The sequence below is a fragment of the Kingella negevensis genome (assembly GCF_030177895.1).
Taxonomy (GTDB): domain Bacteria; phylum Pseudomonadota; class Gammaproteobacteria; order Burkholderiales; family Neisseriaceae; genus Kingella_C; species Kingella_C negevensis.
Map to the genome: position 1 here is coordinate 179,488 of NZ_CP123448.1, position 18,315 is coordinate 197,802.

The following is an 18,315-nucleotide window of genomic DNA, read 5'->3' on the forward strand; positions in this document are numbered from 1 at the left end:
ATTGAATATGTTAAAACATCGAAAAATACATGGTTTTACGCTATTGGAACTGATGGTAACTGTGGCAATTATGGCAATTATGGCTGCCATTGCACTGCCAAGTATGAGTAAATTTGTTGCGAATACGCGAGTGATTAATCGTGCGGAACAAATCGCTAATTTATTTCGATTTGCTAAGGGTGAGTCGATTCGTATGAATACACCGGTTATTATTTGCGGTGTAAATGTACGAAGCGATGGGCGCCCAACAGGCGCGTGTAATGCTACCGCGATGACTAATGGTAGCGGCATGATGGCTTTTGCGGATAAAAATAAGAATGGGACTTATGAAGCTAATACAGACGTTGCTTTAAGAACAATTTCTATTAATGGCAACTTAAGCAAACAAACAGTTTCATTTAAAATTGACGCTTGCCCGTTTAACCAAAATAACTGTAATGTAACACCAGGAAATGAGTTTATTTTTATGCCAAATGGCATGTTTGGTTTTAGAACACCAGGTTCAGCAGTTTCTTCATATTCTGCTTTATCTACAAGTAGTACATTAGGCTCTAATTATGTACGATTTCTAATTTCAGACTCGGCACGTGCTAATGCACCTTCTCGTTTTGTGATTGTTACTCCAAGTGGTTCTGCAACTTCTTGTAATCCTGTTGCAACAGCTAGTAGAACAACACAAAGCAAGGATAAATCTACAGGTGATATGGCTGAAGTATGCTCTCGTGCAGTTAAATCGTAATTTAAACTTTCAAGAGATTTTAAAATGTATTTTTCAAAAAAATCCGTTCGCGGTTCTACAATTATTGAAGTAATGATTTCTGTTTTCTTGCTAACGTTTGGTGTATTGGCATTGATGGCCGCACAGATTCGTTCTGTGGCTAGCATTTCTGAAGCAGAAAATAGAAGTATTATTTCTCAAGCAGCTGAGTCGTTAGCAGAAGGTATGCAGATTAATTCGACCATTACTAAAAAAGATCAAAATTATCAGCGTAATTATTCTAAGTATACGCAATCAGCTGTAAAATCTATCCAAATTAATAAAGAGCCGAAACCTGCAGTGTTAGCATTTGGAACAAAAATTACTAAGGAAGCATTAGCTCAAAACCAAATTGAAGAATTTAAGTATATTTTGAGTTCACAAGCACCTAATATAACATCAATTAGTTATATCATTTGCGCGGACAAGGAAAGTCCGGATATGCCAACAGTAGATGATAGCGGAAAGATGGATGGTAAATGCGATAAGAACGGTGGTCCAAGCACGGTAATCAAAGTGGCGTGGCTGATGGAAGGAGCAAATGGTTCTGGCAAAGGTGGTAATACCACCGCACACGTGTATATGTTACAAGTCGCTAACTAATGAGAAAGAATAAAAATAATGAAACGAAATCTTATGCTAAAAAGTAAACGAAATGCTGGTTTCACGCTGGTTGAGTTTTTGGTTGCTAGTGCCTTGTCGATGATTGTGATTACAGCAGCAGGTGGCACATACGTTATTACACGTCAATTAAATAGTAATGCACAAAGAAGGTTAGACGTTCAACAAAATTTGCGAAATGCAGCTTCTTTAGTTACACGTGATGCACGAAATACAGGTTCATTTGGCTGCTATAGTACTAATAGTACTAGGAGTTCAGGAACAAGTAATTTTCCTCGTATAGAGAATGGGGCAACTCGACAATTAGAATTAGACACTACCAAAAATGATGGATATGGCGTGCGATTAATTTCTCAGCAACAAGCGCAACAGGCTGGTTTCAATCTAACTAATATTACTTTTAAAGGTAAGGCAATTGCATTTATCTATGGTAAAGGTTCAGCTGAAGTGGTGGATAGTATTTCACGTGACTCATCAAATAACTATACTTTAAATACTATCAAGGTAGGTAACTATAGCAATGACCCAGATTTGCAACAAACTGTTACGCAAAAGGGTGATTTAGTAGTGAGTAGTTGTCTAGCTGCTGTAACGGCTAAGCCTACGGGGTCTAACAGTAATTCGATTACATTTGCATCTAAGCAAGCAAATGCTTTGGGAAGTAGTGATAGTAATGGCATTTCAGCAGAATTGATTGTGAGTAAATACTATGGTGCTGCATATGTAGTCGGCAGGGTAAACGGTGTGAGCAGTCTACTTCGATATGATTTAGATGCTTCAGGTAACTGGCAAGGTCCTCAATTGTTAGCACAGAATGTTCAATCGCTCACACCAACTTTCGGATATGTTGAAGGATGTGGAAATGATTTAACAACTACTCTTAATAAAGAACATTTTGTCTTTAGTAATCAACTTAATAAAAAAGCATTGCCTACTATTGTGCGATTGAATTTGAAATATAATTATCCAGATAGCACAACAGATATTGATTATATTATTAATGCTACAATTCGTAGTGGTAATTCATGTGCAGGGATATTCTCTAGTTAAGGATAAATATGAAAAATAAAAATCAAGGCTTTTCTTTATTTATGGTGCTGATATTAATGTTGGTTATTGCTTTATTGGTAATGGTAACCACACAATCAGCAACCACAGAAATGCGTGCAAGTACTAACGAAGCAGATAGAAAATTAGCAGTTTCTCTCGCTGAAAAAGGTTTGCGTGCAGGCGAAGAAAATATTTATAAACTAAGTAAGAATTCAGGTTCTGTAACAAATTTTACAGTAAACTGTGATGGTGGTTATTGCTTACCTGCCTTAGAAAATGTAAGTAATTTAAACGGTACTAATCAGTTTAAACTAGTCGTTGTGAAGACCAAAAATTCAGCCTGGGAACGTTGTGCGAAGAATCCAGAGCAAGCATGCTCATTAGGTGAAACTGTATTGGATAAAGTATGTGAAGCTAACAAGAAATGTTTTACTGCTGAGAATGGTAAAGTCCGTTATATTATTGAATACTTAGGCAATAAAATAACTGATGCGAAAACAGGTGAGGCAAAAGATTATTTCCGTATTACATCACGAGCACAAGGTAACAATAAAGATACATTGGTAACTTTGCAAAGTTATATTGAATTATATCTTCCATGATAAGAGTATAAAATATGAAGCAAAAACAATTAGGTATGTCATTGGTTGAGTTGATGGTTGTAATCATCATCATTGGGATTTTGGCAGCAGTTGCTATGCCTCAATATCAGTCATATGTAGAAAAAACGCGTTTGGCAGAAGCGAAGCAGCAGTTATTGACAATTAAGCAAGAAATTGAAGCTCAAAAGCTCACTAATCCACGTGAGCTTGATATTGGTAATGCTGCGCAGGACTCAATCAATAATATTACCAATCAATATTACACACTTACTCGAACTGTTGATGGTAGCAAATTGTTTTTACAAGCATCACCTAAACAGCCTACTTATAAATATGGGATTTGGATGGATAATAGCGGCACAACTTATAAGTGTAAAAACTTAACAGGTGCCGCAAAAACTAATCAGCCAAGCAATTGTGAAGTGATTTAATTGTTTAAAATGCAGCCTGAAAACAACTTTCAGGCTGCATTTTTATTTTCACCAAACCATTCATAATTCAATAATTCTGTTAAAATTAGTCAAACAAGATAAAGAATAGGATAACAAATGTCTATAGCAAACAACCGCAAAGCCTTTCACGACTATTTCATAGAAGAGCAAATAGAAGCAGGCTTAGTTTTAGAAGGCTGGGAAGTAAAAGCCATTCGCGCAGGGCGCATACAACTCAAAGAAAGCTACATCTACTGGAAACGAGACGCGTTCTACCTAGTCGGCTGCCACATCACCGCTCTGCCAACTGCATCTACACACGTTAAACCAGACCCAGTTCGCCCAAGAAAATTGCTGCTAAATCAACGCGAAATTAACAAACTCATCGGCAAAACCGAACGCTCAGGCTACACCATTGTGCCGCTCAACTTACACTTTCAACGCGGACGAATCAAAGCAGAAATTGGGCTTGCCAAAGGTAAAAAATTGCACGACAAACGCGAATCCAGCAAAGAAGCCGATTGGAAACGCGAGAAACAACGCTTAATGAAACATACTCGCTAAACGCAGCCTGAAAAGAGGAAACTCAAATGATTAACTTATACCAAATCTTAAAACTATCGCCAAACGCCAGCCCAGCCACGATTCAGGCTGCGTTAGAAAACGCACAATCTGCCAACGCGATTGATGCGAAAACCGCCAAAGCCGTGCAAGAATGGTTGCTCGTTCCCGATGTGCGCCAGCGTTACAACGCCAAATTGCAAAGCGAATTTCCCGAATTTTTTCAGGCTGCCGAACCCGTAGCCAAACCCAAAATCGCCCCATTAAGCGAAGAAACTGCCGATGATGACGAATACATGGATTTGCCACCATTGTGGAATCCCAAAGCTGCTATGTGGTGGTCGATTTTTAGCAATGTTGCGTTTGGCGCAATCATTCACGCGAAAAACTGGCAAGCATTAGGCGAAGACGATTTAGCCAAGCAGAACTGGATTTGGGCAGGCGCGAGCATTGCCGTTTTGTTCGTGATTGCCTTGATAGGCTTGAACGTTGGTTTAGGTATTCAAATCGGCTTAGTCATCGCGTGGTATCAAACGCTAGGCAAAAAGCAAACAGAATTTTTCAGCAACGAATTTGACAATGATTACGACAAACGCAGTTGGTGGCTCGCCGTGTTCCTATTGATTTTAGGCATTATCGTGTTTGCTGTATTGGCCACGATTGTTAGCACATTATTGCTTAGTTTTGGATGACCCAAACGCAGCCTGAAAGGAGAGCTGCATGATAAATCTATACCAAATCCTACAATTGCCGCATAACGCCAGCCCAGCCACCATTCAGGCTGTGTTAAACAACGCACAAAACGCCAACGCGATTAAAGCCGTGCAAGAATGGTTGCTCGTTCCCGATGTGCGCCAGCGTTACAACGCCAAACTGAAAAGCGAATATCCCGAATTTTTTCAGGCTGCGACACCCATAAACAGACCCAAAATCGCCCCATTAAGCGAAGAAACTGCCGATGATGACGAATACATGGATTTGCCACCATTGTGGAATCCCAACGCCGCCGCGAACTGGTCGCTTTTGCTAGGCACAGCATTTGGCGCAGTTTTACACGCGCTCAAATGGAAAGCATTGGGCGAAGAAAAATTAGCCAAAGAGAACTGGATTTGGGCTGGTGTGTATGCCGTGATTTACGTTTTCAGTTTCGTAACAGGCAAATTCGGGATTTCATTTTTCGTACTACTGGGCTGGTATTTTTTCAGCGCGACAAACAAACCCAGTTTTTCAAAACCAAATAGGCAGCCTGAAACATGAAAACAGCCATTATTGCGTTGGGCAGTAACTTGCAAAACCCAGCCGAACAAGTCCGTCAAGCAATCGTCGTTTTATCTACGCAGCCTGAAATTTGCAGCCTGAAAACGTCATCGCTGTATTGCACCGCGCCAGTCGGTTATGCAGCCCAACCCGATTTCATCAACGCAGTCGCCATCGCGCAAGTGTCAGACGATTGCACCGCCGAAATTCTGCTAACTGTGTTGCACAAAATCGAGCAGCAATTTGGGCGTGAACGAAGTTTTCGCAATGCACCGCGCACCTTGGATTTAGACATCGTGGATTTCAACCATGAAACGCGCGACACCGATATTTTGCAACTGCCGCACCCACGCGCCCATCAGCGCAGTTTTGTGATGAAACCGCTTGCCGAAATCGCCCCTGATTATCCAATAGGGCAGCACGGCACAGCGCAGCAAATTGCTGAAACTTTGAGTGCAGACGGTATACAACTTTTTCAGGCTGCCTGAAATCGCGTATAATCGCGCCTTTGAATTGGAGTACCTATGAATAATCCCTTTGCACAAGCCCTGTCTGCTGCGCTGAATTATGCCGTGGTCAGCCGCCAAGTTAGCGATGAAAACAACATGGTCGGTTTCATGTATCGTGAAGCAGCCGCGTTTGAACAGGATAGCGGCTGGCGATTGTTTAGCGGTGCGGAAGATGATGATTTTGTGAATAATCCTGACAATTTCATTACCATCCCCTTGAACGAAGCATTGGAAATATGTCCTGAAATCAAGTCATTGCTGGCAGAAAAACAAGGCGCGTGGGAATGGGACGACGATGCGCAGGATTATGTAAACGTAACAGATTGGCAGCCACAGGAATAGGGCAGCCTGAAAACTTAAGGAATCAACGATGAAAATAATCCAACCGAATTTAGACGGCAAAAATTTGAAAATCGGTATCGTGCAAGCCCGTTTTACCAACGAAATCGGCAGCGCAATGGTAGAAGTGGCACGTAAAAAACTGATTGAATTGGGCGTGGCAGACGAAGACATCACATTGGCAACTGTACCAGGCGCATTGGAAGTGCCTTTGGTGTTGCAAAACATGGCAGCGAGCGAACAATTTGACGCGCTGTTGGCATTTGGTGCAGTGATTCGCGGCGAAACTTACCACTTTGAACTGGTGTCAAACGAATCAGGCTCAGGCGTTACGCGCGTGGGTTTGGACTTCAATATCCCTGTTGCCAACGCGATTTTGACGACTGAAAACGATGAACAAGCGCAAGTGCGCGTGGTTGAAAAAGCTACTGATGCCGCGATTGTAGCCGTTGAAATGGCAAATTTATTGAACGCTTTGGCAGAAGAATAATTTTCAGGCTGCCTGAAAAATTGGAAACATAAGATGACTGAACGTAAAACCTCTAAAACCCCACGCCGTCGTTCGCGTGAATTTGCGGTGCAAGCCTTGTATCAAGCCGCTTTGAACAAAACACCTGCGCCTGAAATCGCCAATAATATTCGTGAACACGGCGATTTCAAAAACGCCGATGCGGAATTGTTTACCCAACTATTTTTTGGCGCGTACAACAATCAGCGCGAATACATGCACATGATTCGCTTGCATTTAGACCGCGATGAAAACACGATTAACCCTGTGGAACGTGCCGTTTTGCTGATGGCAACGCACGAGTTGAAAGAAATGCCACAAACGCCTTATCCCGTTATCATCAATGAAGCGATTGAAGTGACGAAAACATTTGGCGGCAATGAAAGCCATAAATTTATTAACGGCATTTTGGATAAATTAGTGGCAGAATTGCGTCCTGATGACCCGAAACGTAAGTAATCTGAAACGTTTATAAAGCCCCAGATTTGAGTATTTTTCAAAGCCATAGCAGCGCAGCAAGCGACTACGTACATGAAGTAGGTTGAGCTTGCGAGCAGCACATGGCGCAGAAAAATGCCAAAGGTGGGGACTTTATAAGCGTTTCAGGCTGCTTGAAAGGAAATTATGAAACAGCCTTTAATGATGCCCCTGTTTTTGATTATTGTAGGTACGCTGTGGTTTCTCAATAGCGTGAATTTATTTCCGAGTACGGCAGATATTGTGGCGTTTACGCTAATGGCGGTGGGCGCGTTGGTGCTGATTTTTGACGGTATCAACAAACAATCCATCGTATCTGCGCCCTTGCTGGCTTATATCGGCGGCGCGATTTATATTGTGAACAACTACGATTACCCCACTTCGCCCGTGTTTGCGCTCGGCATGATTTTTACAGGCTGCCTGATGTTGCTCGCACGAAGCGATTTAGTGCCAGCCAAACGCTCGCGCAGACTACCGCCACAATAAACACAAACAAAAAAGCCCCATGTTTCAGGCTGCCTGAAAAACGTGGGGCAATTTTTATACAGGAAAACACCATGCAAATTTACTTAGTCGGCGGCGCAGTACGCGATAAATTACTGGGTTTAAACGTGAAAGACCGCGATTGGGTAGTCGTTGGCGCGAATGCCGAAACGCTGCTGCAACAAGGCTTTCAGGCTGTGGGCAAAGATTTTCCCGTGTTTCTGCACCCACAAACGCACGAAGAATATGCGCTGGCACGAACCGAGTGCAAAACGGGCAAAGGCTACGCAGGTTTCGCGTTTCATGCAGATGAATCGGTTACGCTGGAACAAGATTTGTTGCGCCGTGATTTAACGATAAACGCGATGGCAGAAGACGAACACGGCAACATCATCGACCCATTCGGCGGAAAAGCGGATTTGCGCGACCAAATTTTGCGCCACGTTTCGCCAGCGTTTGCGGAAGACCCTGTGCGGATTTTGCGGATTGCCCGATTCGCCGCGCGATACGGTTTTGCGGTTGCGCCTGAAACCATGGCATTAATGCGCGAAATGGTGGTGAATGGCGAAGTGAACGCGCTGGTGGCGGAACGCGTTTGGCAGGAATTTGCCAAAGGTTTAATGGAAAAGCAGCCGCGCCAAATGATTGAAATTTTGCGCGAATGTGGCGCGTTGCGCGTGCTGTTGCCTGAAGTCGATGCGCTGTTTGGTGTGCCGCAACGGGCGGATTATCACCCTGAAATTTGTTCGGGCGAACACACGCTTTTGGTGTTGCAACGCACGGCGGATTTGACTTTCAGGCTGCCTGAAAGATACGCGGCTTTGTTGCACGATGTGGGTAAGGCACTCACGCCAAAGGATATTTTGCCAAAACACATTGGGCATGATATGCGTGGTGTGGACGGTGTCCGTGCCGTGAATGCGCGTTGGAAAGTGCCAAAAAACTGCGCGGAATTAGCGGAATTGGTGTGCAAATTTCACATTCGTTTGCACCAAGTTGGCGCGATTAAAGATGCGAAAAAGGTGTTGAAAGTGCTGAAAGAAATGGACGCATTTCGCCGCCCTGAGCGTTTTCAGGCTGTGTTAAATGTGTGCATGGCAGACCAGCAAGGGCGTTTGGGTTGGCAAGACGCGTCGTATCCGCAGCGTGAACATTGGTTGGCAGTGTTAGCGGCAGCGCAAAGTGTGGACACGGCAGCAATTGCGCGTGCGTTTGCGGATAAACCGAAAGAGATTAGTGAGCAGATTGATAAGGCGCGTGCGTGCGCGATGGCGTCTGTTCAAGAAAATTTCAGGCTGCGAGAGAATGAACACAATGATTGATTTGATACAGAAAAAAGATAAGTTCATTCTTGCACCTATGGCAGGTTATATAAATAAATAAAAATATTTTTTAAAAATAATCAGTTAATAATTATATTTAAAGTATTGAGCAAGTATGGTGTAAATAAAGTTAAAGAAAAAAGCAGCTTGAAACTTTCAGGCTGCTTTCTATTTGACTTAAATCAAGGGGCTGTCTTAGATTAGCAGTTATGTTACCCTACAAAAATGAAGATAACAAACTGTAAACTAAGCAAAAAAGTACAAAAGAAATTACTTGAATTTTTTGTACTCGAAGTTACCGCTCGTTCAGCTGCTAATTTGTTGGAGATTAACTCCAATTCGGCAGCCTTGTTTTACCGCAAAATCCGCCAAGTTATCGCTTATCATTTGGAGCTTCAAGCAGATGAAGTTTTTGATGGTTCTGTTGAGCTGGATGAAAGCTATTTTGGTGGACAACGTAAGGGTAAACGCGGTCGCGGTGCGGCTGGTAAAGTCGCTGTTTTTGGCATTTTAAAACGGCATGGCAAGGTTTATACTATCGTTGTTGAAAATACCAAACAGGATACTTTGTGTAAATCTTGAAATAGATAACCATACAAACGATGAGCATTGGCGTTTTCAGGCTGCATCTAATCTAGGCGATGGCATACGCGTTTCGTTTCAGTTGAAAAAACGACCACAAAAGTGGCGGGATAACTTACGGTGCGTTGGCGTATATCCATTCGCCCGATTTGCCTGTGGTGCTGGTGTTTAATAGCCGTTACCCAACGCTTTGGCAGGTAGGTCGCACTAAAAATACAAAATTTGCGGCGGTATGGCTAACGGGTGGCAGTCGTCAAGAAATATTAGGTTTGCCAAATGATATTCCTGTGCTGAATACAAGCGAGGAATCTCCTGTTTGCGCACGTGGCAATAGTTATACGCTGCCAAAAATTGTGCATGACCAATCTTCATCAAACCCAAAAGCAACGCTTGAAGTTCATACCGATGGTAGGGTGGTATTCAATCCGCGCAATGAATCGGTTACGTGGCAAGAGCCTCAAGGCAGCCTGAAAGACCTTATTTTGGGTGAAGATGAACTGCCTCAAGGGGAAGATGGCATTGCGTATCTAGCGAAAACCCACCAAGCGTATAGTTTGTCAAACAACGAAGCCGATTGCTTTTTTGGCATCATTAACGCAGACGAAAAAGATAGACCATTGCGTAACACTTTGTCGTTGCTGGAAAATGTGAAGTTTCCTGAATCCATGTATGGCGGACACCTCGGCGTTTTCTATTTGCCAGATTCTGTAGATTTTCCAAAAGGCAACCCAGCGCATAGCCGATTTGTGTTGCCATCGCGGTATTGCGTGGTCGGTCATTGCTGATACATTGCAGCCTGAAAAATATTTTCTCAATCCAAAAGGAAACTGTCATGAACTTACTGCCATTTTTATCTCAAGTCCCAGCCATTCAACTACGCGACCCATTGGCGCAATTTTTGGGCGCGACACCCGATGGCGTGCTGGAATACAGCTACATCGATGCTGTGAAATTGTGCGGACATTCTTGTCCAACCGTTGCAGGCGCGTATGTGATGGTTGTGAAAGGTCTGCAAGCCTTGTATCCAAACGCAACGCCAGAACGCGGCAATATTGAAGTGGCGATGCGTGGCGGACGTGCAGAAGGCACGGTAGGTGTAACCGCAACGGTTGCGCAATTGCTCACAGGCGCGGCAGCAGGAACAGGTTTTGCAGGCATTGGCGCACATGGTCGTTTTTCACGACGCGATTTGCTGGCGTTTGATGCGGATATTGCAGAAGAATTGGTGTTGCGTCGCAAAGACATAGGCGCGAGCGTGGCGGTTTCGTTTAACGGCAAGATTGTGCCGTTTGCGCCAGAAATGCGTGAAATCATGCCATTGGCAGTGAGCGGTCAAGCGACAGCGGAACAATTGGCGCGTTTTGGCGAACTGTGGCAAGCGCGAGTAAAAGCCATTTTGTTGGATAATTGGGACAATCCTGAATTGGTTTTAGTGAAGTTACTTTAAAATAGTTTGGCAGCCTGAAAATTTTGGCTATAATTTTCAGGCTGCTTTTTTTATTTTATTAACACATCAAAGCCTTGTTTTTTCAGGCTGCCTGAAAGGAATTAAATGAAACTAAAAAAAATAATAGTTAGTTTAGCTGTGTTATTGACATTGCCTGCTTGTTCCACAGCACGCACACAAACAGAACCTGCTGTTACTCGTTCTAATCAATCCATTCGCCAAAGCAATTCGGCAACCACTTATCAAGATTACGATTTATTGAGTGTGATTTTGAGAGCGGAGCAAAGCAGCTCAGGAAAAGTGCGCGATGTTTTGGCGACCACACGTCAAATGTCGCTGACAGAACGTGCGATTGTGAAAGGGGGCTGCTGGGATTATTTGGACGCTGCTTGGACGCGCGCTGGTGTGCCTCGCAATGCTCGTGTAACCACGTTTAAAGGCAATATTAAAGGGGAATTTGTCAATCCAAATGAATTGCGTGCGGGCGATTGGATTTACCACGTGAATTATAGTTACAACAATATTGAACACAGTGGCATGTTCATCGGCTGGGTTGATAAATCGAAACGATTGGGCGTTACGTTGAGCTATGCAGGCAGCAATCGTAAAGAGCCTGCGCGTTATAAAGTGTATGATTTGTCAGGTGTTTACAATATTATGCGCGCCAGTTAATCGCACAAAAAACCGATGTTTCAAAAGAAACATCGGTTTTTTTATTAAGGTTTGTGTTCAATAATATTGTCATCAGAAACCGAGCGTTTTTCAGGCTGCGTTTTACCATTTTTCACGGTAAATTCACCCTCAATCACATCATCATTGGCATGAGATGTACTGCGATAAGTTTGGTATTGAAAACTGCCAAATTGCCCTGATTGCTGCGTGGTGCTGGCGTTATCATCGCTGCTTGCGCTACCAAACGGCAGCAACAAAATCAGTGCAATCAAATCTGAGAAAAATCCTGGCATCATCAGCAAAAACGCCGCAAATGGAATGCGAACAGGATACAGCATTTGGTAAAACGACAAGCGTCCGCCACTTTTAAATAAACCGCCAGCCATCATCAATTTGCTCAAACCCGCGCTGCGTTGCATGATGAACGAACCCAGCATAAAAAACAAAATAATCAGCCCAAACGCCGCCAATCCGCCAATCGCTTTACTCACAAAAGCAATCGAAAAAATCTCTAAAAAAATGAAGAACAACAGGGTAATGCCCAAATATTGCATGGTGCGTAATCCTTGAGTGGTTGAAAAATTAGTAATGTAAAAATAGGGCAGATAACGCGTAAATACAAGGGATTGAGCTTGTAAAAAGCAGTAAAGGCAATTATTTGACTGTATAATAAGCACTTTCTTTATTTTAATATTTTCAGGCAGCCAACGTGTTTCAGGCAGCCTGAAAATAGGAGCTTTATGAAACGTACTTATTCTTTACTTTCCTTGATTGCAGTTTCCGTTCTACTTTCCGCCTGTGCCAGCAAAAAAACTGCCAGTTGTGCCAAACCACCACGCGGCTATTATTGCGTGAAATCAGGCGACACACTCTCACACATTAGCCAACGCTCAGGCGTAACCGTATCCGATTTGCGCAGTTGGAACAAACTAAAAAGCGACACCATTATCATTGGGCAAGTATTGCAAGTCTCAAAAAGCGCACGCTTAGGCGCACGAAAAGAGTTCACAAATAACACTGATACCGCCCAGCCAACCCCTGTTTACGAATCCACCATCAACCAAATGCAGCTCCCTGTTGTCGGCGGTTACATCATCCGTAATTATCAAGACAGCACTTACGGCATTGATATTGTCGCGCGACAAGGCACGCCCGTAGTTGCCGCCGCAGACGGCATTGTTTTGTATGCAGGCAACGACGTGGCAGGTTACGGCAATTTGCTGTTGATTCAACACAATAAATCCACAGTAACCGCATACAGCAACAACGAAAAAATGTTGGTACAAAAAAACGCGCTTGTGAAAGCAGGGCAACAAATCGCCACAGTTGGCACGCTCAATGGACGCAACGTCTTGCATTTTGAAGTTCGCGTGAATGGCAAATCCGTTAATCCAGACACCTATTTACCCAAATAACGCAGCCTGAAAACCATGTTGAAAGCCAAAATTTCCATTATTTTGACCGCGCTCAGTTTAAACGCCTGCACCTCCGTGATTTGGAACGGCGGCGTTTATGATGCCGACCGTGCCGTGGACGCGCAAATCAAGTTCGACAAAGTGCAAAGCGAAAGCATCAACGCCTTTGCGCGAGACAACACTTCAGGCAGCCTGATGTTACTCGGCAAACATTACTGGTATGCTGTTCACCCCAAGATCTCACAAGAGCTGATTGCCGTGCTGCAAACGCCGTATGAATATCGGATTACCGCCCCTTATCGCGGCGAAAAATTACGCGCCTTGCCTGTGCGATTGATAGACAAAAACCATTTCACCAGCGATTTTTGTTTGGACTATCAAGCCAAAAATGCCGACGTGAAAACGCTGCAATCGCTTGGATTTCAAGCACAATATCGCGCAGGGCATTACCGCAAATGTTTTGCGATAACAGGGCAGGTTTACACACCCAAACCCACGCAGCCTGAAAACATCACATCGCTGCCGTATACCATTCCCGTGAAAGCCGTTTTGCTGAACACTAAAATTGAATTGCAGCCTGAAAAACTGGCTCGAAATGTGTTGCTCACGCCGCTCGCGTTGGCGGTAGATGCAGCTAGTGGCGCAATTATGCTCCCCGTTTTGGTGCTGGGCGATTTATTCTAAAGGAAAACATGATGAAACAAAAAATGTTATGGGCAACGCTTGCCGCCGTTTTGCTCGCCGCTTGTGGCAAAGAAACCGACAAAATCGGCGAAGCGTCCACCGTTTTCAATATGCTGGGCAAAAACGACCGCATTGAAGTGGAAGCGTTTGACGACCCTGATGTGCGTGGCGTGTCGTGCTTCTTGTCTTACGCGAAAAAAGGCGGCTTGAAAGAAACCGTGAATCTGGAAGAAGACGCGAGCGATGCGTCTGTTTCTTGTGTGCAATCCGCGTCTATGATTGAGTACAATGAAAACGTGGTTACCAAACCGCGCCAAGTGTTTAAACGCAACGCCAGCTTTGCCTTTAAGAGCTTGCAAATCGTGCGTTATTACGATGTGAAGCGCAAAGCGTTTGCGTATTTGGTGTATAGCGACAAGATTATTCAAGGGTCGCCGAAAAACTCGCTTTCATCGGTTTCATGCTATGGTGCGCCGCCTGTGAATCCGAGTGCGGTTATGAATCAGCCGAATAAACAAATTCATGGCGGCTGTGTGCTTGAAGTGGCAGCGAAATAATCAAAAGCAGCCTGAAAAATGTTTTTCAGGCTGCGTTTTACTATTGCTTCGCTGTAGGTTGGATACTTGTATCCAACAATTTCTCAAATCTCTGAAAATGTAGGATTCAAGAATCCGACCTACATCTGCGTTTTAGTAATAGTTGATTAAAATAAAAATGAGACAAGGCAACAACGCCCGCCGTGTGTGCGTGGCAAATAAGGGTGTTGGCAACGCAGTATCATTGAGATTTTAATCACCTATTTAACCACCACACCTTTTTTGTAGTTGTACTGCTGCATAATATTGCCGTTAATCGCATAAGTTGTGTAAGTGCCATCGCTTGGGTGCGCGCGGAACGAGAACGCATCTTCACGAGAAAGCAGCATTGGGTCTGAGCGTTTTTCGCCAGTAGAATAGAAGTCTTGCACCAAAAAACCGTCTTTCTCTTTGTTAATCAGTTTACGGAAGAAACCGCCTTTTACTGCGCTATCCGTTGCCGTGCCTTGTGCGTCAAAATACGTAACAATTTGGTTTTCAATCACATTGATACCGCCGTTTGACACAGAATCCGTTGTGCTGGTTTTGTTGCGGTCAAACGTCAATGGAATATTGATGCTTGTTCCCAAACCCACATAGCGACCAATCGAACCACCCAAACCCACACCCAAAGACACGCCGCTATCGCTCACGCCCATACCGCAGCCTGAAAGTGTTGCCAATAAAACGGCTGACAAAATTAATTTTTTCATTGCAGAAATCCTTTGGGATTTATATTAAAAGACAAAAATCATACAGCAAAAAAGCTGCCTGAAACTCTCTTTCAGGCAGCTTTTTAATGATTTTACACTTAAACCGAGAATGAAGAACCGCAACCGCAAGTTGTTTCTGCATTTGGATTGCGAATCACAAATTGAGAACCTTGCAAGCCTTCGGTGTAGTCGATTTCCGCACCAACTAAATATTGGTAGCTCATTGGGTCAACCAAGAAAACCAAACCGTTTTTCACGATTTCAAAATCATCATCATTTTTGATTTCGTCAAAAGTGAAACCGTATTGGAAACCTGAGCAGCCGCCGCCGTTTACAAAAACGCGCAATTTCAATTCAGGGTTTTCTTCTTCCGCAATCAATTCAGCCACTTTGTCGCAGCAAGAGTCAGTAAAAATAATCGGTGATTCATCAGACATGGTGTGTCTCCTAGTAAAAATATTGTATGAACAGCCACCATATAAGGGCTATTATTGTTGTTTCAAGTATTAAAGATGAATTCTACAGAAAACTTTTAATGAAGTGAAATGCGAATTGCATTGGGGTATAATTCACGCAGCCTGAAAATATTTTGCAATGCTTGGTCTGCTTGGCATTGCAAAATATTTTTTTATTAGGAAAACAAGAAAATGATACCTTTTGAAACGATTCCGCTACCTAAAGATATGCCACGCCCACCCGAAACGGTGCTGGTAAACGTAACGCCACAAGAAACGCGCGTTGCCATTTTGGAAGAGCAAAACATCTGTGAATTACACATTGAACGCAACCGCGAACACAGCTTAGTCGGCAATATTTATCTCGGTGTTGTCCGCCGTGTGTTACCTGGTATGCAAAGCGCGTTTATTGATATTGGTTTGGAACGCGCCGCCTTTTTGCACATTATGGACGTGGTTGAACAACGCCAAAATCCTGAATCAAACCAACGCATTGAACACGTTTTGTTTGAAGGCAAAACCGTTTTGGTGCAAGTGATTAAAGACCCGATTAATAGCAAAGGCGCACGATTGTCCACGCAAATTTCGTTAGCAGGGCGATTTTTAGTGCATTTGCCGCAAGACGAACACATCGGCATTTCGCAGCGTATTGAAGGCGAAGAAGAGCGCAACGGTTTGCGTGAACGCCTGAATAATTTGCTGCCTGAAAACGCCTGCCACGGCTACATTATCCGCACCAGCGCAGAAACTGCCACCGATGCCGAATTGCAAGCCGATATTGATTACCTGACCAAAGTGTGGAGTAACATCAAAAATCAAGCCAAAGTATCGCCGCCCGAAACACTGCTTTACGCCGATTTGCCGCTTGTTTTGCGTGTGCTGCGCGATATGTTCAATGACAACACCCGTGAAATTTTAGTCGATTCACGCATGAATTTTGAACGTATGCAGCAATTTGCCGCGTTGTATGTGCAAAATGCGTCCGAAAAAATCCAACGCTTTCGCGGCGAACGCCCCCTGTTTGAAACTTACGGCATTGAAAGCGAAATCAACCGCGCCTTGCAGCCACGCGTGAATCTCAATTTCGGCAGCTATCTCATCATTGAAACCACCGAAGCCATGACCACGATTGACGTGAATACAGGCGGTTTTGTTGGTGCGAAAAACTTTGATGAAACCATTTTCAAGACCAACTTGGAAGCCTGTCACGCCATCGCACGTGAGTTGCGATTACGCAATTTGGGCGGCATTATCATCATTGATTTTATTGATATGGTGCTGCCTGAACACCGCGAAGCCGTGCTGCAAGAACTTGCCAAAGCTCTGAGTTTTGACCGCACACGCGTTACACTCAATGGCTTTACCAGCCTAGGTTTGGTTGAACTCACACGCAAACGCAGCCGCGAAAGTTTGAAACACGTTTTGTGTGAACCTTGCCACGTTTGCCAAGGGCGTGGCAGCCTGAAAACGCCGCAAACTTTGTGTTATGAAATTCAGCGCGAAATTGTGCGCGAAAGCCGCCGCTTTGAAGTGCGTGAGTTTCGTATTATCGCGTCGCCGAAAGTGATTGATTTGTTTTTGGACGAAGAATCGCAATCGTTGGCGATGTTGATTGATTTCATTGGGAAACCGATTTCGTTGTCAGTGGAAACGGAATACACTCAAGAGCAGTATGATATTGTTCTCGTGTAAATAAAAAAGCAGCATGAAAATGTTTTCAGGCTGCGTTTTGTTTTAAATCGAATATTCGCCGATAAATTCCAATTCATTGATTTCTTTTTGCAAATGTTTTGTCGCTGGTGTAACAATCGCCACAAACATCGCCTCACGGATACGACGCTGAACGGGACTGCGCATCAAATAACCTTTCGCCCCAGCATGCAAAGCCGCCAATTCCGCCGCCACCAAGCGCGTTTACAAGGTTTCCAAAATACTGGTTTAACCTGCCCAAACTTTGTCTGCCAACTTCACGGTTTTGTTTAACGCAGCCTGAAAACGCTCTTCCAGCTCATCGATTTGATTATCCAAATAAAAATTTACTTCGCCGTTGCTCATGTTTGTCAACTCAATCTCTTTCAGACAGCCGTCAATAATCCCTGCGCCAATGCCGATTTGTAGCAAAATAAAGCTAGCCTTGATTGATTTGATGTAATTTTCAAATTGCGCTGGTTCAGCCAACACATCTTCATGCGGCACAAACACATTTTCAAATTTCAACGCAAACGTGCGCGTACCTTCCAAAGCGCAAAATTCAGGGCAAGGATTCAGCGACACGCCCTCACGTTCCGCGTCCGTGATAAACATCACATGACCGCCTGCCGTTTGCGCCATGTTCGCCCAAATTTGCGTGGTCAAGCCCAAGCCGTTGCCGCCTTCTTCGGTTGTGCCAACGGATTGATAGCCGCTGATTTTGCCTAGTTCGTACATGAATTTTCTGGATAAACACCTTTTGTGTCAATGTCCTGCACGATTGTAATGAGTTCGCGTTGGACTAATTTGGCGATTTGGTTTAATAGATTTCCTTTTCGTGTGTGTGTTTCAGGCAGCCTGAAAAATGTTTTTTTGATTTTGTGTTAATTTTTTGTAGGTCGGATTCTTGAATCCGACAATTTTGCCGATTGGGCTTTTGTCGGATGCGAGTATCCGACCTACGATTTGTATGTTATAGGAAATGTGTTGCAAAAAAACCGCCGCGCCAATTTCTAAATTAGCATGGCGGTTTGTTTTTGGATTATGCAAATGCTTGCAATTCTGGATTGATTTAAGTTTTCGCTAAGTTATTGTTGTAGTTACATAAAGTCGAATAAAGTCGCAAAAAAATCGCAGCCTGAAAGTGATTTTTCAGGCTGCGATTA

General features: G+C 43.8%; 24 protein-coding genes and 2 pseudogenes. 22 read left to right on the plus strand and 4 right to left on the minus strand.

Annotated elements, in window-relative coordinates; all coding sequences use genetic code 11:
* Positions 1–7 precede the first annotated feature (7 nt).
* The 18 genes and pseudogenes from QEO93_RS00935 to QEO93_RS01020 all read left to right on the plus strand — a co-directional run bounded on the left by QEO93_RS00935 (position 8) and on the right by QEO93_RS01020 (position 11,618).
* The gene (locus tag QEO93_RS00935) at positions 8–739 is read left to right on the plus strand and encodes a GspH/FimT family pseudopilin (protein ID WP_032137467.1); all 732 of its coding nucleotides are present in this window, start codon (positions 8–10) and stop codon (positions 737–739) included.
* Between the two features lie 24 nt (positions 740–763).
* Positions 764–1,360 (plus strand): type IV pilus modification protein PilV, encoded by a 597-nt coding sequence (pilV, locus tag QEO93_RS00940; protein ID WP_032137466.1) that lies wholly within the window; start codon positions 764–766, stop codon positions 1,358–1,360.
* Between the two features lie 18 nt (positions 1,361–1,378).
* The gene (locus QEO93_RS00945) at positions 1,379–2,428 is read left to right on the plus strand and encodes a PilW family protein (protein ID WP_032137465.1); all 1,050 of its coding nucleotides are present in this window, start codon (positions 1,379–1,381) and stop codon (positions 2,426–2,428) included.
* 8 nt (positions 2,429–2,436) lie between these two features.
* Positions 2,437–3,030, plus strand: a complete 594-nt coding sequence (locus QEO93_RS00950; RefSeq protein WP_032137464.1) for a pilus assembly PilX family protein — start codon at positions 2,437–2,439, stop codon at positions 3,028–3,030.
* Positions 3,031–3,044: 14 nt separating this feature from the next.
* A complete protein-coding gene (locus QEO93_RS00955; protein WP_052368767.1) occupies positions 3,045–3,461 on the plus strand; it encodes a type IV pilin protein in 417 nt (138 codons plus the stop codon).
* Between the two features lie 117 nt (positions 3,462–3,578).
* Positions 3,579–4,025 (plus strand): SsrA-binding protein SmpB, encoded by a 447-nt coding sequence (smpB, locus tag QEO93_RS00960; protein WP_032137463.1) that lies wholly within the window; start codon positions 3,579–3,581, stop codon positions 4,023–4,025.
* A gap of 26 nt (positions 4,026–4,051) precedes the next feature.
* The gene (locus QEO93_RS00965) at positions 4,052–4,714 is read left to right on the plus strand and encodes a hypothetical protein (RefSeq protein WP_032137462.1); all 663 of its coding nucleotides are present in this window, start codon (positions 4,052–4,054) and stop codon (positions 4,712–4,714) included.
* Between the two features lie 28 nt (positions 4,715–4,742).
* Positions 4,743–5,279, plus strand: coding sequence for a hypothetical protein (locus tag QEO93_RS00970; RefSeq protein ID WP_052368766.1), 537 nt, complete (start codon positions 4,743–4,745; stop codon positions 5,277–5,279).
* On the plus strand, positions 5,276–5,767 hold the full coding sequence (gene folK, locus QEO93_RS00975; protein ID WP_032137461.1) for a 2-amino-4-hydroxy-6-hydroxymethyldihydropteridine diphosphokinase: 492 nt from the start codon (positions 5,276–5,278) through the stop codon (positions 5,765–5,767). The genes QEO93_RS00970 and folK overlap by 4 nt, the downstream gene beginning before the upstream one ends.
* A gap of 36 nt (positions 5,768–5,803) precedes the next feature.
* Positions 5,804–6,130: a DUF2185 domain-containing protein gene (locus tag QEO93_RS00980; protein WP_032137460.1), complete on the plus strand. Its 327-nt coding sequence runs from the start codon at positions 5,804–5,806 to the stop codon at positions 6,128–6,130.
* A gap of 28 nt (positions 6,131–6,158) precedes the next feature.
* Positions 6,159–6,617: a 6,7-dimethyl-8-ribityllumazine synthase gene (gene ribH, locus QEO93_RS00985; RefSeq protein ID WP_032137459.1), complete on the plus strand. Its 459-nt coding sequence runs from the start codon at positions 6,159–6,161 to the stop codon at positions 6,615–6,617.
* A gap of 33 nt (positions 6,618–6,650) precedes the next feature.
* Positions 6,651–7,094 (plus strand): transcription antitermination factor NusB, encoded by a 444-nt coding sequence (nusB, locus tag QEO93_RS00990; RefSeq protein ID WP_032137458.1) that lies wholly within the window; start codon positions 6,651–6,653, stop codon positions 7,092–7,094.
* Positions 7,095–7,259: 165 nt separating this feature from the next.
* Positions 7,260–7,598 (plus strand): hypothetical protein, encoded by a 339-nt coding sequence (locus QEO93_RS00995; protein WP_179184647.1) that lies wholly within the window; start codon positions 7,260–7,262, stop codon positions 7,596–7,598.
* A gap of 71 nt (positions 7,599–7,669) precedes the next feature.
* Positions 7,670–8,917, plus strand: a complete 1,248-nt coding sequence (locus QEO93_RS01000) for a multifunctional CCA addition/repair protein (RefSeq protein WP_032137456.1) — start codon at positions 7,670–7,672, stop codon at positions 8,915–8,917.
* A 225-nt stretch (positions 8,918–9,142) separates the two neighbouring features.
* Positions 9,143–9,487, plus strand: a pseudogene (locus QEO93_RS01005) (transposase); the annotation flags it as partial.
* 137 nt (positions 9,488–9,624) lie between these two features.
* Positions 9,625–10,284: a hypothetical protein gene (locus tag QEO93_RS01010; RefSeq protein WP_032137455.1), complete on the plus strand. Its 660-nt coding sequence runs from the start codon at positions 9,625–9,627 to the stop codon at positions 10,282–10,284.
* Between the two features lie 47 nt (positions 10,285–10,331).
* On the plus strand, positions 10,332–10,946 hold the full coding sequence (locus QEO93_RS01015) for an FmdE family protein (protein WP_032137454.1): 615 nt from the start codon (positions 10,332–10,334) through the stop codon (positions 10,944–10,946).
* Between the two features lie 105 nt (positions 10,947–11,051).
* Positions 11,052–11,618: a hypothetical protein gene (locus QEO93_RS01020; protein ID WP_032137453.1), complete on the plus strand. Its 567-nt coding sequence runs from the start codon at positions 11,052–11,054 to the stop codon at positions 11,616–11,618.
* 44 nt (positions 11,619–11,662) lie between these two features.
* Here the strand turns inward: QEO93_RS01020 and QEO93_RS01025 are convergent, their stop codons facing one another.
* Positions 11,663–12,172, minus strand: a complete 510-nt coding sequence (locus QEO93_RS01025) for an FxsA family protein (protein ID WP_032137452.1) — start codon at positions 12,170–12,172, stop codon at positions 11,663–11,665.
* Positions 12,173–12,358: 186 nt separating this feature from the next.
* On the opposite strand from QEO93_RS01025, the gene QEO93_RS01030 reads away from it, so the two are divergent.
* From QEO93_RS01030 to QEO93_RS01040, 3 genes are read left to right on the plus strand one after another with little or no spacing between them, the layout of a single operon-like run.
* Positions 12,359–13,033 (plus strand): peptidoglycan DD-metalloendopeptidase family protein, encoded by a 675-nt coding sequence (locus QEO93_RS01030; RefSeq protein WP_032137451.1) that lies wholly within the window; start codon positions 12,359–12,361, stop codon positions 13,031–13,033.
* Between the two features lie 15 nt (positions 13,034–13,048).
* The gene (locus QEO93_RS01035; protein WP_032137450.1) at positions 13,049–13,717 is read left to right on the plus strand and encodes a hypothetical protein; all 669 of its coding nucleotides are present in this window, start codon (positions 13,049–13,051) and stop codon (positions 13,715–13,717) included.
* A gap of 11 nt (positions 13,718–13,728) precedes the next feature.
* Positions 13,729–14,274, plus strand: coding sequence for a CreA family protein (locus QEO93_RS01040; RefSeq protein WP_032137449.1), 546 nt, complete (start codon positions 13,729–13,731; stop codon positions 14,272–14,274).
* A gap of 239 nt (positions 14,275–14,513) precedes the next feature.
* Here the strand turns inward: QEO93_RS01040 and QEO93_RS01045 are convergent, their stop codons facing one another.
* The gene (locus tag QEO93_RS01045) at positions 14,514–15,005 is read right to left on the minus strand and encodes a NemA protein (RefSeq protein WP_032137448.1); all 492 of its coding nucleotides are present in this window, start codon (positions 15,003–15,005) and stop codon (positions 14,514–14,516) included.
* Between the two features lie 98 nt (positions 15,006–15,103).
* On the minus strand, positions 15,104–15,442 hold the full coding sequence (gene erpA, locus QEO93_RS01050; protein ID WP_032137447.1) for an iron-sulfur cluster insertion protein ErpA: 339 nt from the start codon (positions 15,440–15,442) through the stop codon (positions 15,104–15,106).
* Positions 15,443–15,652: 210 nt separating this feature from the next.
* On the opposite strand from erpA, the gene rng reads away from it, so the two are divergent.
* Entirely contained in the window at positions 15,653–17,152 is a 1,500-nt protein-coding gene (gene rng, locus QEO93_RS01055; protein ID WP_157686325.1) for a ribonuclease G, read from the plus strand.
* A gap of 42 nt (positions 17,153–17,194) precedes the next feature.
* Here the strand turns inward: rng and QEO93_RS01060 are convergent.
* Positions 17,195–18,006, minus strand: a pseudogene (locus QEO93_RS01060) (hypothetical protein).
* Positions 18,007–18,315: the final 309 nt, after the last annotated feature.

Coding starts and splice junctions, on each gene's coding strand:
- QEO93_RS00955 (WP_052368767.1), top strand. CDS start 3,045: ATGAAGCAAAAACAATTAGGTATGTCATTGGTTGAGTTGATGGTTGTA.
- QEO93_RS01025 (WP_032137452.1), bottom strand. CDS start 12,172: ATGCAATATTTGGGCATTACCCTGTTGTTCTTCATTTTTTTAGAGATT.
- QEO93_RS01030 (WP_032137451.1), top strand. CDS start 12,359: ATGAAACGTACTTATTCTTTACTTTCCTTGATTGCAGTTTCCGTTCTA.
- QEO93_RS01000 (WP_032137456.1), top strand. CDS start 7,670: ATGCAAATTTACTTAGTCGGCGGCGCAGTACGCGATAAATTACTGGGT.
- QEO93_RS00970 (WP_052368766.1), top strand. CDS start 4,743: ATGATAAATCTATACCAAATCCTACAATTGCCGCATAACGCCAGCCCA.
- pilV (WP_032137466.1), top strand. CDS start 764: ATGTATTTTTCAAAAAAATCCGTTCGCGGTTCTACAATTATTGAAGTA.
- QEO93_RS01040 (WP_032137449.1), top strand. CDS start 13,729: ATGAAACAAAAAATGTTATGGGCAACGCTTGCCGCCGTTTTGCTCGCC.
- QEO93_RS00935 (WP_032137467.1), top strand. CDS start 8: ATGTTAAAACATCGAAAAATACATGGTTTTACGCTATTGGAACTGATG.
- QEO93_RS01015 (WP_032137454.1), top strand. CDS start 10,332: ATGAACTTACTGCCATTTTTATCTCAAGTCCCAGCCATTCAACTACGC.
- erpA (WP_032137447.1), bottom strand. CDS start 15,442: ATGTCTGATGAATCACCGATTATTTTTACTGACTCTTGCTGCGACAAA.
- QEO93_RS01035 (WP_032137450.1), top strand. CDS start 13,049: ATGTTGAAAGCCAAAATTTCCATTATTTTGACCGCGCTCAGTTTAAAC.
- QEO93_RS00980 (WP_032137460.1), top strand. CDS start 5,804: ATGAATAATCCCTTTGCACAAGCCCTGTCTGCTGCGCTGAATTATGCC.
- rng (WP_157686325.1), top strand. CDS start 15,653: ATGATACCTTTTGAAACGATTCCGCTACCTAAAGATATGCCACGCCCA.
- QEO93_RS01045 (WP_032137448.1), bottom strand. CDS start 15,005: ATGAAAAAATTAATTTTGTCAGCCGTTTTATTGGCAACACTTTCAGGC.
- QEO93_RS00950 (WP_032137464.1), top strand. CDS start 2,437: ATGAAAAATAAAAATCAAGGCTTTTCTTTATTTATGGTGCTGATATTA.
- folK (WP_032137461.1), top strand. CDS start 5,276: ATGAAAACAGCCATTATTGCGTTGGGCAGTAACTTGCAAAACCCAGCC.
- ribH (WP_032137459.1), top strand. CDS start 6,159: ATGAAAATAATCCAACCGAATTTAGACGGCAAAAATTTGAAAATCGGT.
- nusB (WP_032137458.1), top strand. CDS start 6,651: ATGACTGAACGTAAAACCTCTAAAACCCCACGCCGTCGTTCGCGTGAA.
- QEO93_RS01020 (WP_032137453.1), top strand. CDS start 11,052: ATGAAACTAAAAAAAATAATAGTTAGTTTAGCTGTGTTATTGACATTG.
- QEO93_RS00965 (WP_032137462.1), top strand. CDS start 4,052: ATGATTAACTTATACCAAATCTTAAAACTATCGCCAAACGCCAGCCCA.
- QEO93_RS00945 (WP_032137465.1), top strand. CDS start 1,379: ATGAAACGAAATCTTATGCTAAAAAGTAAACGAAATGCTGGTTTCACG.
- smpB (WP_032137463.1), top strand. CDS start 3,579: ATGTCTATAGCAAACAACCGCAAAGCCTTTCACGACTATTTCATAGAA.
- QEO93_RS00995 (WP_179184647.1), top strand. CDS start 7,260: ATGAAACAGCCTTTAATGATGCCCCTGTTTTTGATTATTGTAGGTACG.